The following is a 17,382-nucleotide window of genomic DNA, read 5'->3' as shown; positions in this document are numbered from 1 at the left end:
GTAGCGCGGGCGTGACCGGGCACCGCGATGGACACGGTCGGTACTACGCGGGGCAGCTCGTGCACGCGGTCGCGCACGTGGAGTTGCAGCCGTCGTCCGTCATCCGAATGAGCTGGTCCGAGGAAGGACCGCCCTCCACGATGGTGATGTCCAGGTCGAAGTCAGCGAACTCCGGCACTTCGGCGACCGGTTGCGCGGCTATGGCCGGTCGTTCCAGTTGAACGGTCATGGCTGCCTCCTTGAGGTAATGGGTGAGGGTGTGCAGGGTCCCGGAGCCCTCGCAGGGCCCCGGAGTCTCAGCTCCAGGACGCGGTGACGATTCCGTGCCGCCGCAGCACGGCGTTCTGCGGCAGCGGGGTAGGGGCGGGGCCCGGCAGGTACCGGAACGTCACGGCTCCCCTGCGACGGTGGTGTTCGGCCCAGCGGCGCAGCAGTTCCGAGTACTGGTCGGCGAGGGCTTCGGCCTGCGGACCGTGGGCGATGACGCCGCTCTCGAAGCCGCCGGTGTCCTCGTTGTCGCGGCGGGTGCGGTAGGCGATGCTGTCCTCGCTGACCAGCGCGGACACCCCGACCAGGGCCGACGGGTTCACCAGCCCCTGGTCGACCACGTCCTTGGCCGCGTGCAGCCGTACCACGCTGGGCAGGTTGAGCGTGAGGTACAGCTCCAGTTCGTCGGGCAGGTCCCACGCCGCCCCCGACCATCGCACCAGCCTGGGGGCGTCCAGGGCATGGTTGAGAGCCTGCGGGTTGAGGGGCACCCGCCCGTCGTCGGTCTGCACGACGACGCCCTCTCGCAGCAGTGCCTTGCGTTCCTCGGCGGCGCCCTCGCCCTGCATGGGTACGAAGTGCGCCAACCGGTAGGAGCGGCTGACCAGGCCCTCGCCGTCGCGGTCGAAGGCGATCGAGCGGGTCGTGCCGCACACCGTCAGCGGAACGACGAGCCGGCCCTTCTCCGTGAGTCCGTCGATCCACGAACGGGGGATGTCCCACGCAGCGGCGGTGACGATGATCCGGTCGTACGGTGCCCCCTCAGGGACGCCCCTCTCGCCATCGGCGAGGATCGTCTTCACCAAGGTATAGCCGGCGTCGTCCAGACAGAGGCGGGCGCGGTCGACGATGTCCCCGTCGATGTCGACGGTGGTGACTTCACCGTCGCCGCCCACAAGTTCCTGGAGATACGCGGCGTTGACCCCGCCGGAGCCGATCTCCAGAACCTTCATCCCGGGCTCGATGTCGGCCTGCTCCAGCATCACGGCCTGAAGGTGGGCGGCGGACATGACGCTGACGTTCAGGCCGTTGTCGTCCTTCTTGACCGGCACGATGCGGTGGAGGTCGTAGACGACTTTCAGGGATGCTTCCGGCGCGAACAGGTGCCGGGGCACCGTGGCGAAGGCCGCAGCAACCGCCTCGGACGTGATCGCATCCTGATCACGCAACGCACGGACCATCTCTGCACGCAACCTGTCTGCATCGCGAACGGTCTCGTCATCAACGGCAGTCATCCGATTACCTACTTCTGTCTCTGGGAGGGGTGCCTGTAACCGAGGCCGGACTGGGGCTGGGGACGCTAGCCAGGGCGTCGCCCCTAGGTGCCGGCCACGCGCCGAGGCGCGGGACAGCTGATCAACTTCGACTGCAACTGCATCAAGTGGATCCTCAGGAACGGCATTCGCTGTGGCCGGCTGGTTGCTGATGACTCGGGTGTCCCGGCGTGGAGAGTTGCCATGCCGTCCGTGACCGGAGGCCGCGTGGCTCTCCACACCGGGAGACGGGCCCGCCCCTGTGCCGTAGAACCCCACGAACGGCGAGAACAGGGACGGGTGTCCGGAGAGGGCGGCCGCTGGTTCCCGGATCACCGACTATCCGGGGGACCAGCGGCCGACCAGCCGGACCCGCGCACGGCAATAGGGTGTAAACGGGGTTGCCGAGCACGGGAGTTGGCGATTGATGGGGTGTAGCCACCGCCCAGCGCCGAGGCGCTGAGGTTCCCCGTGGGGGACGTGGGGCCGTGGCCCAGCGCCGGGCGACGACTCGGGCAGACAGGGGACGCTGCCCGACGTCTGCCATGGGAGCGCGCTCGATCACCTCGCTCGTGAGGAGCAGGCGAAGGCAGTACAGACCCACGCCGATCGTCTCGCGATCGTTGGAGGCTCCCGGACTCGGCAACCGCCCGGCGACATCAGCCGTCACTGTGGCCATCACGATGCCTCATCGGGGATCGTCAGTGAGCACCACGTCATCGTGCCGTCGGGACTCACGCCCCACTCCTTCGCGACGGCCGCCACGAGAAACAGGCCGCGGCCGTTCTCGTGGCGGCCGGGCCGGCAGAACGCAGCCGTGCTGGAGTCGAGCTGTCGTCGGTCACCTCGATGCGAAGGTCATCGGTGAAGCGTCGCACCTTGAGTCCGACCGATCTTCCCTTGCCATGTTTGATGGCGTTGGTCACCAGCTCGGAGACGACGAGCGTGGCGTCGTCGGTCAGCATCGTCAGGTTCCACCGGCTCAGCTGGCCCCTGGCGACTTGTCTCATCTCCGCAGTGCGGATCTCAGCCGGGAGGAAGTCGACCTGGAAGCCGCACAGAACCGCCTGGTCCTCGGGTGAGGAACTGAGGGCGAAGGACTCGCTGGACGTCGTCACACCCGTCGCGAACGTGGTGCCTCGTTTCGCGATCATCCTGCCTCCGAGAGCACGGGTGTGCGAACGGAGACGCGGGCGGGAAAGAACCCGTGCGGCATGGGGAACAGGGGCTCACCAAGGGCACGCCAGAAGAGACGATCACCGGTGAAGGCACGTCGCGCGTGCAGCCAGCGTTCGTTATCCAGCAGGTAGCCCTGGCCGAGAGCCAGGGGAAGACGTACCTGATGATGTACGGCCGCGGCCCGCAGTTGCGGGAGGTAGGGCTGCACTATCGGGTTCCAGCGCGCCAGCCCGTCGAACCGGAGACGAACGGACACCCTCAGATCGTCATGGACGGTGAACACCTGCGTGGTGTGTCCGTCACCGGCGCCGAAGAAGGCGGTGCGGGGCTGCGCCAGAGCAAGTCCGGCCTGCCGTTCATCAGCGAAGAGGCCGGAGTGCACGGCCTGCCCATCGGTGAGCAGACATTCCCCGCCGACCACGGCAGTTTGCCCGCACACAAGGAGCATCAGACGGGGCGGATTGGGTGTCCCGGAGCGCTCGGTGTGCGGATCGAGGGAGACGTTGCTGAACCCCGCGAAGCCCGCCCGATGCGCATCGCGACGGGTGTCGCAGATCGTGGTGAGACCATCCGGGTCACTGTCGCGGTGCGGCACCACATTCATGATCCGGGTGGCAAAAGCGAGCACGGCAGCGCGTGAGGCAAGGCCGTCGACAGTGACCAGGCCCGTCTCCCGAAGCCGCCCCGCGATCCTCGCCTCCACTCCCGTCACGGTGAGGTCGATACGGTTGCGCGCGAAGACGTCGGCGTACGGCTCATGAACTCGGCGCATCCTGAAGCTCCTTCTCGGCGCTGTGGTGTTTTCACTGAGCTTCTTCAGCAGCCACACCATGGGGCGAATGGCTCTCGCCGGTTGACCCGGCTTCTGGGCTGCGGCAGCAGCTGACCCCGGCAGATACAGCCGTCACCCGATCGTGGCCGTTCTGAAGAAGCTCACTGTTCGGCGCCGCGAGGGCGGGGGTAAAGCGACGGATTGTCGACTCGGGCAATTCACCCACGCCCGTGTTGGTCCACGGGGCGCGTGCTACGTTCCGCACACCCCCGGCCACACGTGTAATGCGAGGAGAGCGATGGATTACACGCCCCCTACATGGCCCGTCTCCGTCAAGGGCGTCGCCGTGGACAGCCAGCGACGCGTACTGCTGCTGAAGAACGAACGCGAGGAGTGGGAACTGCCAGGAGGGCGACTCGAACCCCGCGACACCACACCAGAGTTCGCTGTGGAGAGGGAGATCGAGGAGGAGACCGGCTGGGCGGTGAAGGCCGGTCCGCTCCTGGACGTGTGGATCTACCAGCCGCTGCCCGTCGCCATGCCGGACCGGCGAGTCGTGATCGTCACCTACGGATGCACTGTCCTCACTCCGGACATGACCCCCGTGCTGAGTCACGAGCACAAACAACTCGGGATGTTCCCGGCCGACGAAGTGTCCGGCTTGGCCATGCCGGACGGATACAAACAGTCCATCGGTACCTGGTTTGCGCGGATGTGACCGGCCATGGACGGCGCGATGATGGCACGACGCCCTCAACACACCCTGTGGCACTGGGCCACCCCGCAGGCCGAGGCAATCCTCGCCACCCGCGACATCGGGGCTATCCTGCGCTTCCACCGCGGTGTGCACGGCATAACCCAGACCGAACTCGGAAAGCTTCTCGGCTACGACAAGACGTACATCTCGCTGCTGGAACTGGGCAAACGGAGCCTCGAAGATGTCGGCTCTCGTCGACACATCGCGAAGTCCCTGTGTCTGCCTCCGCACGTCGTCGGCGTTACTGATCCTGCGGACACCGATCACCGCGCCATGCTCCAGTTCGGCGAGTCCACCGTCCGCCTTGCCGAGATCGCTCGGCAATCCGGGCACGCTTCCGAAGCGGTCGCCGAGCTGTGGCCACTGGTCGCCCGGCTCGAAGCGCGCATGGAGGACGGTCACATGGAACGGGAAGTCCTGTACCTGTTGGCTCGAGCTCGTGTCGGCCTTGGTGTCGCCCTGGGCAATGTCCTGCCAGAGGAGCGACTCAGTACCGCTGCCCGCTGGACTGCGAAGAGCATCGCCCTCGCTCATTACTTCGGCGATCCGGTCTTCACGTCCTACGTGCTGCGCATGCACGGAAACGAATTGCGCAAAGCCCGCCTTCACGGAGCCGCCGTCGACCGGCTTCAACACGCGGCAGCTCTTGCACCGGACCACGAGGCCAAAGCAGCTGTGCTGCCACTCCTCGCTCGCGCGGCCGGCGCCATCCGAAATCAGCCCCTGTTCGACGAGGCGATAAGGGAAACGAACCGGCTTCTCGCCGAGACCGAACACACCTCGTTGTTCAATCCCTACGCCCTGCACGAGATCCGACTTCGAGGCCTGATGGCTATTGGCAAGACCGATATCGCCATACGACTGGTCGAGCAGGGCAGTCCCGTACCGACGATGGCCGTCGCCCCGCAGTGGCGCGTGATCGAACTCATCACCGTCGCCCAAGTACGGCTGGCCGCTGACGACTACGCCCGCGCCGCGCAGTCCCTGCACACCGCCGTCGACGAAGCCGTCCGCCAGCGCCTTCCGCACCAATTGCAGCGCATTGTGCGCGCGGCGCGCCATCGGCTGCCGGAGATCAGGGAAGTCGCAGACCATGGCCTGGACCGGATTCGGCAGGAGATGGCCGCCTAACTTGATCCCGTCCCAGAGCAGCACCGGCCGGCTTCGGTTACCGAGCTTGAGGAGCGTGGTCATGTGCCCATCGCACCGCGTTGCGAAGCCGTCTACCAGGGGAATCCCGAGGGGGAAATTTCTGTCAAGGGGGAACCCCGGGGGAATTGAGGCCATGATTGGATTCCGCCCACGACAGAGGTCACACTGATGCCAGATCAGTTCGCCGAACTGTTGCTCCGGCTCCGGAAGGGCGCGGGCCGGACGCAAGAGGAGCAGGCCGACGCGATCAACGCTGCCTCCGGGCGACAAACCGTGAGTCGCCGGGAGATCAGCCGCTATGAAAACTCCGAGAACGTCCCAACGAACCACACACTCGCCCACATCGCTGCGGCCTCCGGGGTCCCCGTCGACGAGCTACTCCTGGCGGCCAAAGCGGCCCGTGCTCGACGGCGGCGGGGAAACGTTCGTGAAGAGGAGGACCAGGACGACGTGAAGCGCCGCCAGCTGCTGGGCAGCGCCGCCATCGGCGTAAGCGCGGCTGCCGAGCCCTGGGGGAGGCTCGCTTTCGCTCTCAGTAAGGGTTCCCGTATCGACACGCCCGCTGCGGTCGCGCTCATCAACCGAGCTGCCGACCTGCATGTGCAGGAACTCAACCTCAGTGCCCAGCGCCTGCAACGCACGGTCGAATCGCACCTCGACGCGATCACGGTAGCCCTGCCTCATGCCGGCGAGCATGAACGGGCTCTCACCATCGCGGCCGGGGAAACCGCTGCCCTGGCCGGATGGGTGGCCTGGGACTTAAGCGAGTACGACAAGGCCGACGCCTACTACGACGTCGCGACTGCGTGCGCGACGAAGGCCGGGCACCCTCCGCTCAGAGCCTTGGCTCTCACCTACGCTAGCTACGAGGCTTCGACACCGAAGAGGAAGCTGGAACTCCTCTCTCAAGCTTCCAAGGACGTACGCGGTCACGGCAACGCCACGGCCGCTGCCTGGGTACTCGGAAGACATGCGGAGGAAGCTGCCGCGGTCGGTGACGAGATAGGGGCTCTGCGTGCGCTTGACCGAGCGCGCTTCGCTTACGACTTTGCGGATCACACCGGTGAACAGTCATGGGCCCGCTTCGTGACGCCGTATCGGATGGATTCGTTGGCCCTGTCCGTGTTCGGGCAGCTGGGGCGGCCCGAACTGACCCTCACGGCCGACACTGCGATCAGCCGCCTCGGGGACGAACTCCCGGACGGCGGCGTTGTTGTCCTCGGTGATCTCGCCTCGGCGCTTCTACATGGGGGCGACGTTGAACAAGGCGTTCACGTGTCACGCCAGTTCACGGCCGCATCACAAGCCAAGCCGAACACGATGGGCAAGGAACGTGCCGCGAAGATCGCCGCACGGCTCCCGGACAGTGAGCGAGAACTCGCTCATCACCTGGGACAGTTCGCGGCTTGAGCAGATCCCATTGTCCCGGACACTGGCGACCACGGAAACCGACTGTCGCAGCTCGCCGCACATCGCGTCACTTGTCAGTCCCGCGTTGTCTCCTCAACAACCCACGCCAGATATGCATCCGATCCCCCAGTCACAGGCAGCGTGATCCATTGAGGGACGTCGTACGGGTGCCTCTCGGACAACCACGACTCCAGCTGCGAGAGGCGATCTGTCGTGGTCATGTACGAGATACGCCACTCCAACGTCGTCTCGACCTCGCTCTTCCACCAGTAGACGGCAGTGACAGGCGCGTCAATGTGGACGCCGGCTGCCAGCTTGCTTTCCACCGCGCCCCGGGCCAGCTCCTTTGCCTGGTCCTCGTTGTCGATGGTCGTCTGTGCGATCACAATCTCGTTGGCCACGCAACTACCTCTCCAGCTCGATGTACCACGACCTTACTCAGCAGCCTCAGGTTGGCTCCGGAGAAGTAGATGGCCCTTTTGGGCGGTCTACAATGGCTCCACTCGCAACCTCGGGGCGATCCATCGCCTCAGCGAACGTGGAGTCGTGCGCTGGCTCGCCGAAAGGCTGGAGGGGCTAGCAGCCGGCATCCGCTCGGAGGCCGAGCGCTGGACCCGCGTCCTGCGCGACGGCGGACCCCGCAGCCTCCCGCGACGGGAAGGCACGGTCTGGCTCTACCGCAACCGAGTCCGCCCGGCCCTACTGGAATGGTCGAACCCCTACGACCACCCGCGCGAAGTAGTCCGCGACGACGTCCTCACTTGCATCAAGACACTGCACGGCCACCAGCGCCACGATCAACTCGTCGCGACACCTATCGGCCGTGGCGGAGATGGCCTATTTGTCGGGGTGGATGGCTTTCGACGCCTCCGAGCACCGCACCGCCCAGCGCTACCTCACTCTCGCCGCGCGCATAGCGGCCGAAGCGGGCGACGGGCCGCTCGGCGGCCACATCCTGCGCGCCCTCGCGCACCAAGCCGTGGACCCTGGGCATCCCCGCCGCGCCCTCGTCCTGACCGACGCCTCCATGAACCGCGACCGCTACGGCCAAGCGTCCTGCACCTCGACCTCGCTTAGCCGACCAAGGACTTCCGCGCTGAACTCTGGTGTGGCGAGTGCGGCATCCGTCGCATGCACGTCGTCGACTACCTGTCAGGCCCGCGGCAGCCAAGACATAGACACCTCGAAGCGTCTGAACTGCCGCCGAGTGTCGAGGTTGCTTACGAGGGTTGGACGTTTGCGAAGGGCGGAGTGGCTTTCGTGTGGGTCCTGGAGTCTCAAATGGTGACGTAAGCCATCCGTCCGAGTGATCGAGACTAGCCGTAGAGAGGTCCGCCCACCTCACGAGTGTCTGACTGCACGGGGTCCGAACTGAGCGTGACCTACTACCCTGAAGGCATCGTTACTTGGGAAGCTCAGGCAGCTAGTGATCGGTTCCAACACAGCGTCCGTAGTGGCGCCAGAGTGAAGTAACCGAGCCGACCGTTTTGCAGCAAGGACAGGGTTTACTGCAGGACATCTCGGCAGGCACGCCTATAGCGCACTAGCTATGATGCAATTTAATATGCGAGTCTAGCGCTCTGCAAATGGGTTCAAACAAATGAGATCAGAAAGTTCACCAGAAGACCGAAACCAAATCTCATCTAGGTTAACGGTTTACAATTCCGTTAACTCGGCATCCAGTGGCGCTATTGTGCAGTCAGGAACTGTTGGCGATGTTCATATATACTCATCAATGCAACCAACGGCGATTCCGCGCCAACTTCCACCGCTTCCTCGTCCGTTCGTTGGTCGGTTAGATGAACTAGCGAAGCTATCCCTTCCTCTGGTGCGTAAAGGACAACCAGGAGCGACTCTAGCTATATCCGCAATCGCGGGTACGGGAGGTATCGGAAAGACGTGGCTAGCCCTATTCTGGGCGCACGAAAATATTGAATCTTACCCGGATGGGCAGATCTTTATAGACCTACATGGTTATGCTCCCGCAGGCCGTCCAATGTTGCCGGAAACTGTTGTTCATATTTTTTTGGAGGCGCTAGGAGTAGGCGTTGAAAGGATGCCGAATACCCCGGGCGCCCAGGTGGGTTTATTTCGAAGCCTCGTCGCAGGCAGACGCATACTTATAGTGCTGGACAATGCACGTGACAGTGCCCAAGTTTCGCCCCTATTGCCTGGAAGTCCTACGTGCACCGTTGTAGTGACGAGCCGCGATAAACTTTCGGCTCTCGTCGCAACACAAAACGTGAATTGGTTGGTCTTGGATAGACTTAACGAACATGAATCCCGTGAATTGCTTACTCTACGACTCAGTCAAGAACGGCTCGACGCTGAACCTGAAGCGGTTGCGGAGCTCATCGGGTTCTGTGCTGGATCGCCATTGGCGCTAAGCATTGTGGCTGCACGCTCCGCAAGTCACCCGTCTTTCCCTCTCAGTGTATGGGCTGAGGAACTTCGCGACACGGCCAATCGACTCAACTCGCTTGATGCAGGAGACCCATCGGCTAGTCTTTCAGCTGTCCTATCTTGGTCATATAGGGCTCTCGCCTCACAGGAAAGGACCGTGTTCGAGCTTCTAGGCGCGGCCAGCCTTCCGGAAATCAGCCTTCCAGCGGCGGCAAACTTACTTGGCCTCACAGAGAGAGGTGCCGTCTCGACGTTTGAGGTACTGGAAAGAGCTTCCTTAATTGAACAGCACGTACCCGGTCGATGGCGCATGCATGACCTCATTCAACTTTACGCAGCACAGCAGGCACGGAAAATCCAGCCGACCATTCATCAGGAAGTTGCGCTGGACCGACTGGTTTATTTCTATCTTCACTCCGCCCATTCGGCCGACAGGGTCATTAATCCCCGTCGGCCGCCTATCGAGATTTCATCTCCGGGCTCATCATGTCGTCCTTTATCGTTTTCTGATCCAGTAAAAGCACGAGACTGGTTCGGTAGCGAGTTGGCTTGTTTACGGTCTGTACAAGTGCTGGCGGTCGAGTCGGGGCGGTGTCACAGAGCGGCTTGGCAATTGACCTGGGCAATGGACACCTACCAGTACCGGCAGGGATACCTTCATGAGCGCATTGCCGCCTGGCGCTCTGCGCTGGCAGCTGCGCAAACGGAAGGTGATGCAGTCGCTCTTATAATGGTGCATAGGCTATTTGGTCACGCCTATACGCGAGTAGGCAAGCATACAAAAGCAACTACGCATCTGCGCCAGGCATTAAATCTGGCAGAAGAGATTGCAGATGATTTCGGTCAAGCTCAGGTGCACTACACTCTAACAAAGGCTTGGGAGGAAAAGGGGGAGACGCGACGCGCCTTGGAACACGCCATGAGCGCCCTACGAATTTTCCAGAACCTCAATGATGCGACATGGGAGGCCAATGCCTTGAGTATGGTGGGCCTATACTCTGCACGACTTGGCAACCATCAAGAAGCTCGCACATTTTGCCAGAAATCCCTGTCACTGTGTCGGCATAACAATGAGCGCCAAGGTGAAGCGCAGGCGCTTTCCAACTTGGGCTATGTGGGCGAGCTGGCAGCTCAACCTAATGAAGCTCTGAGTTACTACCGACAGGCTCTTGATCTCTTTCGCATCCTAGGCCATGTTTACTACGAGGCTAATTCATTGGATTGCCTTGGTCGAGTAAGTTTTTCGATTAATGACCTAGGTCAAGCGCGTGCCGCTTGGGAGGGGGCCCTTCTGATCTATCAAGATCAGGGAAGGCAAGCAGACTGCGATCGCATTAAAAGGAAGCTCAGGGAATTAGGATAGATCGGAGAAGCCTGTGAATGCCTTTCCCGGACTTATCCTGAGGCCCAGCTTCCCGCGATCACTCAAAGCACTGAGGATCTCCAACCTTGGCTTCTGCAGGAATATTTAATCACCCCACGTTGGGCTGTGGAGCCTGTGGACTGGAGCCTCGGTGTCGGTCAGATCATTGCCGGCGCACTCGACTTCGGTTTCACTGTCGGCGAGTTCCTCAACACTGTCGCCCCCTATAGAGCCCTGGGCGCACCCCTCCCAGAACTGTCGAAGGAAATCACTAGAGAGTTGAGTACTTGGCATCCGGAGCGCCCCGAAGAGGCCAGCTCGGTGTTGGCTCCCGTGACCGACTCTCGTTGTTAGAGCTGACGTCGCATGACTTCGATGCAAGAGGCCCGGGCTGAGGTCGATCGATCTCGCGGGTATGGGGTTCCGAGGTTCATTCCGTCGTCTGTGGTAATCGGCGGTTGTAACCAGGCGAGGCTCATCTGTGCGCCGGCTTCGGCTCGTGCCGTTGCCACGAGCGTTGCGTAGGGGGCCGCGACGGCCGATGCCTCGATCTGGAGCCAGGCCTGGTGGAAGGCCATGCGAGCGAGCAGGCTGCTGACCTCGTCGGTGAGTTGCTGCCGTATGGCTGAGGTGGACTCGGGGCGGCGCCGGATGCGGTACGGCATCTCCAAATACTCCTCGACCGCCGTGAGGGCCTCGGCGAAGGACTTCGCCCGGCGCTCTTTTCGTACGGCCCGTTGGCTGAGGGCATACGACAGGAAGGCGCCGAACAGGGCGATGAACGGGACGATCAGCGCGGCCGTCTCGGCCCAGGTCCAGCTGCTCTTCGTCGCTTGCGCTGCCGCGATGACTGCCACACACCACTCTCCGGCATGCCGTGAGGAGCGTCCTCTATCAGCCACTGGCCGTCGGACTCACCGCCGGTGAGCCGCCAGTAGTGTTCGAGGAACAAGTGTGTGCGGACAATCTCGATGAGGTCCAGAAGGCCTCTGGAACTCGTCCAGCGCTGTTCTTCCGCGTCCAGCGGATACCAGAGGCAGAGGGCGTCGTCGGGTTGGTGCCGGTGCTTCGACGAGGCCCCGGGCTTGGCGTGGACGCGCGGGGAGTTCTCCGGCTTCTCGCCATAGGTGGAGTAGGGCGGATCCGCATGGAAGCAGATCCGGACATCGATGGGGTCGCGTTCGCCTGTGACGTCGAGCCCGCTGAGTTCGTACGTCAGTGTGTCGCGGCGGTACGTGTGGCGGAGAGTGTCACCGAAGTGCCGCCGGGCGTCTCGTTCGAGCGGGGCCCACCAGGCCGGCTGGGCTCCGTACCAGATCGGCATGGCGTCAGTCCCCCCACGCCCGGGTCCGGGTGGGCGTGACGAGTCCGGTGGCGAGCCCCAGCCCGGAGAGGGATGTGCCGCCGGAGCGCACAGTTCTCGCCAGACGGTCTGCCTCCTCCTCCGTGGCGTCCGCGTTCGGCACGAGTTCCGGGAGGACCTGGTGCAGGGCGTTCTGCGCGCTGTGCGGACGGCCGGCTTTCTCGTGGTCGATCGCCAGGTTGATGTACTTCCGCGCGGTGCAGAGCCGCTTGTGCACCTCGCTGCGTGGCATGTTGAGCGGGATCGGGCCGGCCACATCGGCCGGGTCGGGCGTCGGGCCCTTGTCGATCTCGTCCGCCGCGTGGGTGAAGAAGGCCTGGAGCGCGGCGATGAGCGACATGGGCTCGTCGAGGCAGCCGAGGCAGAGGGCCTTGATGTTCCAGGAGCACATGGGCTTGCTGTGGGTGCCGTTCCAGTGCTTCAGCAATCGGACCGTCCGCGCGAAGACGACCTTCGTGTCCTCGATAGCGTGGAGCACCATCCGCGTGTGGGTGATCGGGTCGGCGCGGTCCCACCGTGCTGCAATCTTGTTGTTGGGGATGTACAGCCCGCGGCCCGAGAGGTGCGGGAGCGCCGTCATGACGTCCGCCGTGAAGTCGGACTGCCCCGGGGTCACCGGGTCGCCGAACCGTACGAGAACGGCACGGCGGCGGCCGACGACCTCGATGGTGAGGTTCGGGAACTCGTCGTCGAGGTCGTCGTGGATGGCGTCGCGTGCGACCTCCATCAAGGGCAGGGCGCTCTTTTTGCCTGGGCCGTACGGCCCAGCCTGCTTCCTGGTGAGGACGACGCCGAGGTCGACGTCGGTCAGGGGTGTGTTGGCGTCGCCATGCGCGACGCTCCCGTTGAAGTAGCTGGTGGAACCGGGGAAGGCCCGGCGTACGGACGCGGCCAGAAGCCGGCGGCGGCGCTTGGCCTCGGCGAGTTCCTTGTCGGTCACCTGGATCTTGCGGCGTCCTTCGTCGAGAAGTTGCGCAAGGGACTCTTTTCGAACCATCGGTACGTCTCCATCTGGCGAGAGGCGATCAGTAGGCATTGCACGTGCGTTGGCTGGCTGGGACAGCGCGCCTGTCATGACCTGGGTTGGCGCAGTCGATGCGCGAGCTCGGTGAAGCGGGAGCGGAACGTGCCGCGTCCGGCGCGGACGCGCTCGGCCGCGAGGTGTCGCCCTGTGACGGTGGGCGCCGTATCGCCCAGGGCGAGCAGTGTCGTGTCGTAGGGGCATCCGGGGACGCACCCTTCGGTACGGCGATCGAGGGTGCCGGTGGTGAGGTGGTATAGGTGGGCCCCGTTGTCGCTGATCCCGGCAGGCGCGGCCACCATGGTGATGAACTGGGCCAGTTCGGCGGCCGCTGCGGCGGTGGAAAAGATGAAGACGTTCTCCTTGCGGCGCAGTGGGTGATCGGCGGCCAGGCCTGTGATGTAGGAGGGTTCCTCAAGCAAGCCGTCGCGTTCCGTGGGGACGTCCGCGGAGTCGTACTGCCCGAGGCATTCGAGGCAGGCCCGGCCGGGAGCCGCGACGTGGGCCCTCCATTCGGCACCTCGGAGACTGCCGCCGCGGGCGTCGACGCTCACTCCGCCGTCGATGACGGGGATGAGGTGCGCGTACGCCAGCTGGTTCAGGACGTGGCGCGGCCAGGGGCGGTCGACGCAAGAGAAGAGCACGTCGCAGTCGGCGGCCGCCGCGAAGCCGTTCGGCTCGGTGATGCTCGCCTCCAGCGCGGTGACCCGGAAGGCCGGGGCGGTGGCGGCACGACGCGCCTCTCGGGCGGCAAGGTGAACCTTGGGCCGCTTCGCGCGGGCGTCGCGTGATGTGGCGTGCAGGAGGCGGTCGAGGTTGACGGTCTCCACGGAGTCGAAGTCGAAGAGGGTGAGGCGCCCGATGCCGGTGCGTGCGAGGGCTTCGACGATCAGCATGCCGACCGAGCCGGTTCCGACCACGCCGACGTGGAGACGGGCGAGGGTGTCCTGGGTCTGTTGCCCCCACGCGGAGAGACTGCGTTGCTGTGCGCTCGTGACGGCCGGTGCGGGGAACGAAAGGCTGTTGAAGGTGACGCTGAACTCTTCGCCGACGACGCGGACGCTCTCAGCGTGAAGCGGTCGGTAGTGCCGGGAATCGCGTTTCTGCCAGATCCGGGCGCTGTGCCCGGCATTGCCGCCGGCGAAGGTCATCCCGAGCAGGGGGTGGTCGGTGAGTGCGAGAGCCTGTGCCGCGAAGGAGGCTTCGGCGTCGTGGTCGACCTGGTTCAGACGCTGCCAGCCTTGTCCCCGGGGATGAGAGTGGATCAGGCCGACACCACAGTCGCGTTCCGCAGCCAGGCTCGCGGAGCGCAGGAAGTAGGCGCTGGTGAAATCGACGGTGCCATGCACGATGCGCTCGCCCTCCAAGGGCAGCACCACCTCGACCAGCACCGCGGTGGTGCGGCTGGCACCGGTGGCCGGACGCCACAGGACGAAACAGCAGTCCTCCTGCCCATCAGCACGCAGGAGGTGCTCCTTGAGTCGCCGGGCGAGGGGCGTGGGCACGGCCGCGCCGAACCGGGTGATCATGCCGCTGCTCGCTCGTCGAGCTGCGCGAACAGGGTGCGCAGGTGCCGTAGGTAGCCCCGGGCACTGCGGTCGGCGGCCCAGCCTGCGGCCGGACGGCTCCAGTACTCCCACTCCGTCCCCAGTCCGGAGGGGTGCACGGCCCCCTGGGGGTGTCCGAGGCGCGGGCTCACATGCGGGCCGCCGGGCGGAGTCGTGGGGTAGTCCGCGGTCGCCTGCAGTCCGATCCTGATGGTCTGCCCGGCGTACGAGCCGGCCTCGATCGTGTAGTCGAAGACGATGAAGTCGTTCTGCTGCTGCGGTGTGTAGCCGGCGGCCTGGAGGCCTGCCTGCAGCGCGGCGGGCCCCCAGAGCGGCTCGGTCGTGGTCATGAAGTGGGCGTCGGCCCCGTGGACAGCGACACGAACTTCTCGTGCTCGTGCACAGTGATCGGCTCTTCGCCCCGCCCCTCGAAGGACTCCTGGTGACGGCCGGTGATCTTGACGAGGTAGTGGCCGGCGGGGTCGATCCCGGCCAGACGCAGGATCTCGTTCGGCGTGGTTCGGCGGGGTACACCGGAGACCGGCTCACGGTCCACGGTGATGGTGACGGTCTTGGGGGCGGCGTCTGCCACAGCCATGGCGAGACCTCCTTGCCTTCCGGCGATGCCGGAGTCGAGCGGGCATGGCCCGCGAGGCGCCTGGCACCCATGAACAGGCACAAACGACCAGGCGGAATTATTGCATGCACCAGTTCGGTGCATGCAATTTTTCGATCTTGCGCCGATGTTAGCATGCACTGAGTCCGTTAATGCAAATGATTCGTGAGGCGACCGGTGGAGCTCTCCTTCCTCGACGTCGAGCTGGCCCGGTCCTGCAACGACGACGACGCGCGCGAGCGTCGCTACGGTCCGGCACTGGCCGCGGTACTGCGGCGACGGTTGGCGGAGATCGATGCCGCAGCCCATCTGGCCGCCCTGACACGTCTACCGGCAGCCAGGTTGCGCCCCTGCCCGGCCAGCCCTGACCTGCTGCTCGTATCCCTTGGACCGGAGGCGGACCTGCTGCTGAGACCGCGCGCCGACCCGCCTCCTCGGCTTGCCAACGGAAGACTCGACTACTCGGACGTGCGATCCGTACTCGTCACAGACGTCCGGACCGGACCCGCCGCCCCTGGCCCCCGCCACGCCCCGCTCCACACCCGCAGAGAGGCATCGAGATGACCCCCGGCGCCGACCCGACCTCGTACGCGCCTCAGACGGTCCCGCCCCCCGGAGAGACCCTGAAGGAGACTCTGGAGGTCCTGGGGATCCCGCAAGCCGACCTTGCTCGCCGAACCGGACTGTCCACCAAACACATCAACCAGGTCGTTCAGGGCACCGCCGCCTTGAGCCCCGACACCGCCCTGCTGTTGGAGCGCGCCACTGGAGTGCCTGCGGGGCTGTGGAATGCCCGTGAGGCCGCCTGGCGCACACAACTTGCCCGCGAGGTGGAAGAGCTGGCCCTGTCCGAACATCTCGGATGGCTCGATCGCTTCCCCCTGCGTGAGCTGGTCAGTCGCGGCATTCTGCCCGACCGGTCCAAGAACGTGCGGAACCTTCGGCGCCTGCTCGATTTCTTCGGCGTGGTCACCCCAGATGTCGCCGAGAACGTGTGGCGCGGCTATCAGGCAGCGTTCCGTCGCTCCTCCATGCTCAGCCAGAACGAGTACGCGACCGCGACCTGGCTGCGCCTGGCCGAGCGCGAAGCCCGCGAACGGGATTGCGAGCCGTACGACCGAGCGGCCCTCACTGCCCTGCTGCCCCGCTTGCGTGAACTGACCCTGCAGAAGCAGGACGCCTGGTCGGTGGAACTGCCGCAGCTCTGCGCGCAGGTGGGGGTCGCCCTGACGTTCGTCCCGGCACTCAGCAAAACCAACGTCTCCGGTGCGACGCGCTGGCTGACATCCGACAAGGTCATGGTGGCGCTGAGCGACCGGTTCAAAACAGACGACCAGTTCTGGTTCAGCCTCTTCCACGAACTCGCGCATGTCCTGCTGCACGGCAAGCGGCTGACCTTCATGGACGACCGCGACAACCTCTCACCCGGCAAACGCCACGAAGACATCAGCGAAGACGAGGCAAACGCGTTCGCGGCCGACGTTCTCCTGCCACCTCAACACGCCGCGGCGTATCAAAAGCTGGCTGCCACCCGCTACCTCTCGCTCACGGCCATCGAAGCGTTCGCCGATACTGCCGGTATCGCACCGGGGATCGTCGTCGGACGGCTCCAGCATGACCGGATCTACGACTGGCGCCAGGGCAACGGCCTCAAACGCAAGGTCACACTCGGCTGACTGCGAGCGTCAAGCCGTCAATGCGCGTCTGTGCCACGTCCGGGGCAGCCGCCATCGACCGCAGGAGCCACCCCGGTCATCCGATCAGCCGACGGCGAGTTCGAGGTCCTTCGACTCAACGTGACCACGGACTTCGTCGAGCAGGTCGGCATCGGCGATGACCATACAGATCTGGCCGATGGGCCTGGCTCTGCCCGAGCTGGGCGTCTGCCGCTTGCCGTAGTCAGCGGTGAGGGCCACCGGCCACGCCCGGCGGGCCGGTTGCTGCTTGATGGTCGAGACCGGCGACCTTGATCTCGATGTCTTGCTCGCCGACGATCCTGGCGGCCTGGTGGTGATGCTCAACCTGCTGCGATTCCGACCGGGCCGCGGCAGCAAGAGCTACCAGCCGCTTGGTACACAGGACCCTCCGCGGCTCGATCAACGCCTACGTCTGCGTCACCGTGGAGTACTCGGACGACGACAGGCACGTATCGGCCGCCGAGGACGGCCAAGCCTTCGGCGTGAAGGCATCGGTGCGCTACTCGAACCGTCAAGCGTTCGTCGACGTAATCCGGGGCCTGGCCCCAACCACCGTGCGCGGCTTCCCGCCTGCGCAGTGAG

The 17,382-nt window shown here is 64.7% G+C and carries 17 protein-coding genes and 2 pseudogenes; 8 read left to right on the top strand and 11 right to left on the bottom strand.

Going from position 1 to position 17,382, the window contains the following annotated elements; genetic code table 11:
- Positions 1–43: 43 nt before the first annotated feature.
- The 4 genes from OHS59_RS12250 to OHS59_RS12235 form a co-directional block, all read right to left on the bottom strand.
- Positions 44–229, bottom strand: coding sequence for an FxLD family lanthipeptide (locus tag OHS59_RS12250; protein WP_328493441.1), 186 nt, complete (start codon positions 227–229; stop codon positions 44–46).
- A gap of 67 nt (positions 230–296) precedes the next feature.
- Positions 297–1,502 (bottom strand): methyltransferase, FxLD system, encoded by a 1,206-nt coding sequence (gene fxlM, locus OHS59_RS12245; protein ID WP_328493440.1) that lies wholly within the window; start codon positions 1,500–1,502, stop codon positions 297–299.
- Positions 1,503–2,254: 752 nt separating this feature from the next.
- Positions 2,255–2,674, bottom strand: a complete 420-nt coding sequence (locus tag OHS59_RS12240) for an ATP-binding protein (RefSeq protein WP_328493439.1) — start codon at positions 2,672–2,674, stop codon at positions 2,255–2,257.
- A complete protein-coding gene (locus OHS59_RS12235) occupies positions 2,671–3,531 on the bottom strand; it encodes a TauD/TfdA family dioxygenase (protein ID WP_328493438.1) in 861 nt (286 codons plus the stop codon). The genes OHS59_RS12240 and OHS59_RS12235 overlap by 4 nt, the downstream gene beginning before the upstream one ends.
- A 238-nt stretch (positions 3,532–3,769) precedes the next feature.
- Between OHS59_RS12235 and OHS59_RS12230 the strand changes: the two genes are divergently transcribed.
- From OHS59_RS12230 to OHS59_RS12220, 3 genes are all read left to right on the top strand, one after another.
- On the top strand, positions 3,770–4,189 hold the full coding sequence (locus tag OHS59_RS12230) for an NUDIX hydrolase (RefSeq protein WP_328493437.1): 420 nt from the start codon (positions 3,770–3,772) through the stop codon (positions 4,187–4,189).
- Positions 4,190–4,195: 6 nt separating this feature from the next.
- Positions 4,196–5,359, top strand: a complete 1,164-nt coding sequence (locus OHS59_RS12225) for a helix-turn-helix domain-containing protein (RefSeq protein WP_328493436.1) — start codon at positions 4,196–4,198, stop codon at positions 5,357–5,359.
- Between the two features lie 189 nt (positions 5,360–5,548).
- Positions 5,549–6,790 carry a helix-turn-helix transcriptional regulator gene (locus OHS59_RS12220; RefSeq protein WP_328493435.1) on the top strand — a complete coding sequence of 414 codons (1,242 nt, stop codon included), beginning with the start codon at positions 5,549–5,551 and terminating at the stop codon, positions 6,788–6,790.
- A 74-nt stretch (positions 6,791–6,864) separates the two neighbouring features.
- Here the strand turns inward: OHS59_RS12220 and cutA are convergent, their stop codons facing one another.
- The gene (gene cutA / locus OHS59_RS12215; protein ID WP_328493434.1) at positions 6,865–7,191 is read right to left on the bottom strand and encodes a divalent-cation tolerance protein CutA; all 327 of its coding nucleotides are present in this window, start codon (positions 7,189–7,191) and stop codon (positions 6,865–6,867) included.
- A gap of 402 nt (positions 7,192–7,593) precedes the next feature.
- Between cutA and OHS59_RS12210 the strand changes: the two are divergent.
- The 3 genes and pseudogenes from OHS59_RS12210 to OHS59_RS12205 all read left to right on the top strand — a co-directional run.
- Positions 7,594–7,847, top strand: a pseudogene (locus tag OHS59_RS12210) (Tat pathway signal protein); the annotation flags it as partial.
- Between the two features lie 543 nt (positions 7,848–8,390).
- Positions 8,391–9,311 (top strand): annotated as a pseudogene (locus OHS59_RS44540) (NB-ARC domain-containing protein); the annotation flags it as partial.
- A 39-nt stretch (positions 9,312–9,350) separates the two neighbouring features.
- Positions 9,351–10,556: a tetratricopeptide repeat protein gene (locus OHS59_RS12205; RefSeq protein ID WP_328493433.1), complete on the top strand. Its 1,206-nt coding sequence runs from the start codon at positions 9,351–9,353 to the stop codon at positions 10,554–10,556.
- 350 nt (positions 10,557–10,906) lie between these two features.
- Here OHS59_RS12205 and OHS59_RS12200 read toward each other — a convergent pair whose 3' ends face one another.
- The 5 genes from OHS59_RS12200 to OHS59_RS12180 all read right to left on the bottom strand — a co-directional run bounded on the left by OHS59_RS12200 (position 10,907) and on the right by OHS59_RS12180 (position 15,085).
- The gene (locus OHS59_RS12200) at positions 10,907–11,413 is read right to left on the bottom strand and encodes a hypothetical protein (RefSeq protein WP_328493432.1); all 507 of its coding nucleotides are present in this window, start codon (positions 11,411–11,413) and stop codon (positions 10,907–10,909) included.
- 471 nt (positions 11,414–11,884) lie between these two features.
- Positions 11,885–12,916 carry a hypothetical protein gene (locus OHS59_RS12195; RefSeq protein WP_328493431.1) on the bottom strand — a complete coding sequence of 344 codons (1,032 nt, stop codon included), beginning with the start codon at positions 12,914–12,916 and terminating at the stop codon, positions 11,885–11,887.
- A 74-nt stretch (positions 12,917–12,990) separates the two neighbouring features.
- Positions 12,991–14,469 (bottom strand): ThiF family adenylyltransferase, encoded by a 1,479-nt coding sequence (locus OHS59_RS12190; protein WP_328493430.1) that lies wholly within the window; start codon positions 14,467–14,469, stop codon positions 12,991–12,993.
- The gene (locus OHS59_RS12185; protein ID WP_328493429.1) at positions 14,466–14,837 is read right to left on the bottom strand and encodes a hypothetical protein; all 372 of its coding nucleotides are present in this window, start codon (positions 14,835–14,837) and stop codon (positions 14,466–14,468) included. The genes OHS59_RS12190 and OHS59_RS12185 overlap by 4 nt, the downstream gene beginning before the upstream one ends.
- Positions 14,834–15,085 carry a hypothetical protein gene (locus OHS59_RS12180; protein ID WP_328493428.1) on the bottom strand — a complete coding sequence of 84 codons (252 nt, stop codon included), beginning with the start codon at positions 15,083–15,085 and terminating at the stop codon, positions 14,834–14,836. Before OHS59_RS12180 ends, OHS59_RS12185 begins: the two co-directional genes overlap by 4 nt.
- A gap of 578 nt (positions 15,086–15,663) precedes the next feature.
- On the opposite strand from OHS59_RS12180, the gene OHS59_RS12175 reads away from it, so the two are divergent.
- The gene (locus tag OHS59_RS12175) at positions 15,664–16,779 is read left to right on the top strand and encodes an ImmA/IrrE family metallo-endopeptidase (protein WP_328493427.1); all 1,116 of its coding nucleotides are present in this window, start codon (positions 15,664–15,666) and stop codon (positions 16,777–16,779) included.
- An 84-nt stretch (positions 16,780–16,863) separates the two neighbouring features.
- On the opposite strand, the gene OHS59_RS12170 is transcribed toward OHS59_RS12175, so the two are convergent.
- Complete coding sequence (locus OHS59_RS12170; RefSeq protein WP_328493426.1) at positions 16,864–17,019, bottom strand: hypothetical protein; 156 nt, start codon at positions 17,017–17,019, stop codon at positions 16,864–16,866.
- 152 nt (positions 17,020–17,171) lie between these two features.
- Between OHS59_RS12170 and OHS59_RS12165 the strand changes: the two genes are divergently transcribed.
- Positions 17,172–17,381, top strand: a complete 210-nt coding sequence (locus OHS59_RS12165; RefSeq protein WP_328493425.1) for a hypothetical protein — start codon at positions 17,172–17,174, stop codon at positions 17,379–17,381.
- Position 17,382: the final 1 nt, after the last annotated feature.

Source organism: Streptomyces sp. NBC_00414, assembly GCF_036038375.1.
Lineage (GTDB): Bacteria > Actinomycetota > Actinomycetes > Streptomycetales > Streptomycetaceae > Streptomyces.
This window is presented reverse-complemented; position numbering and strand designations above follow the sequence as displayed.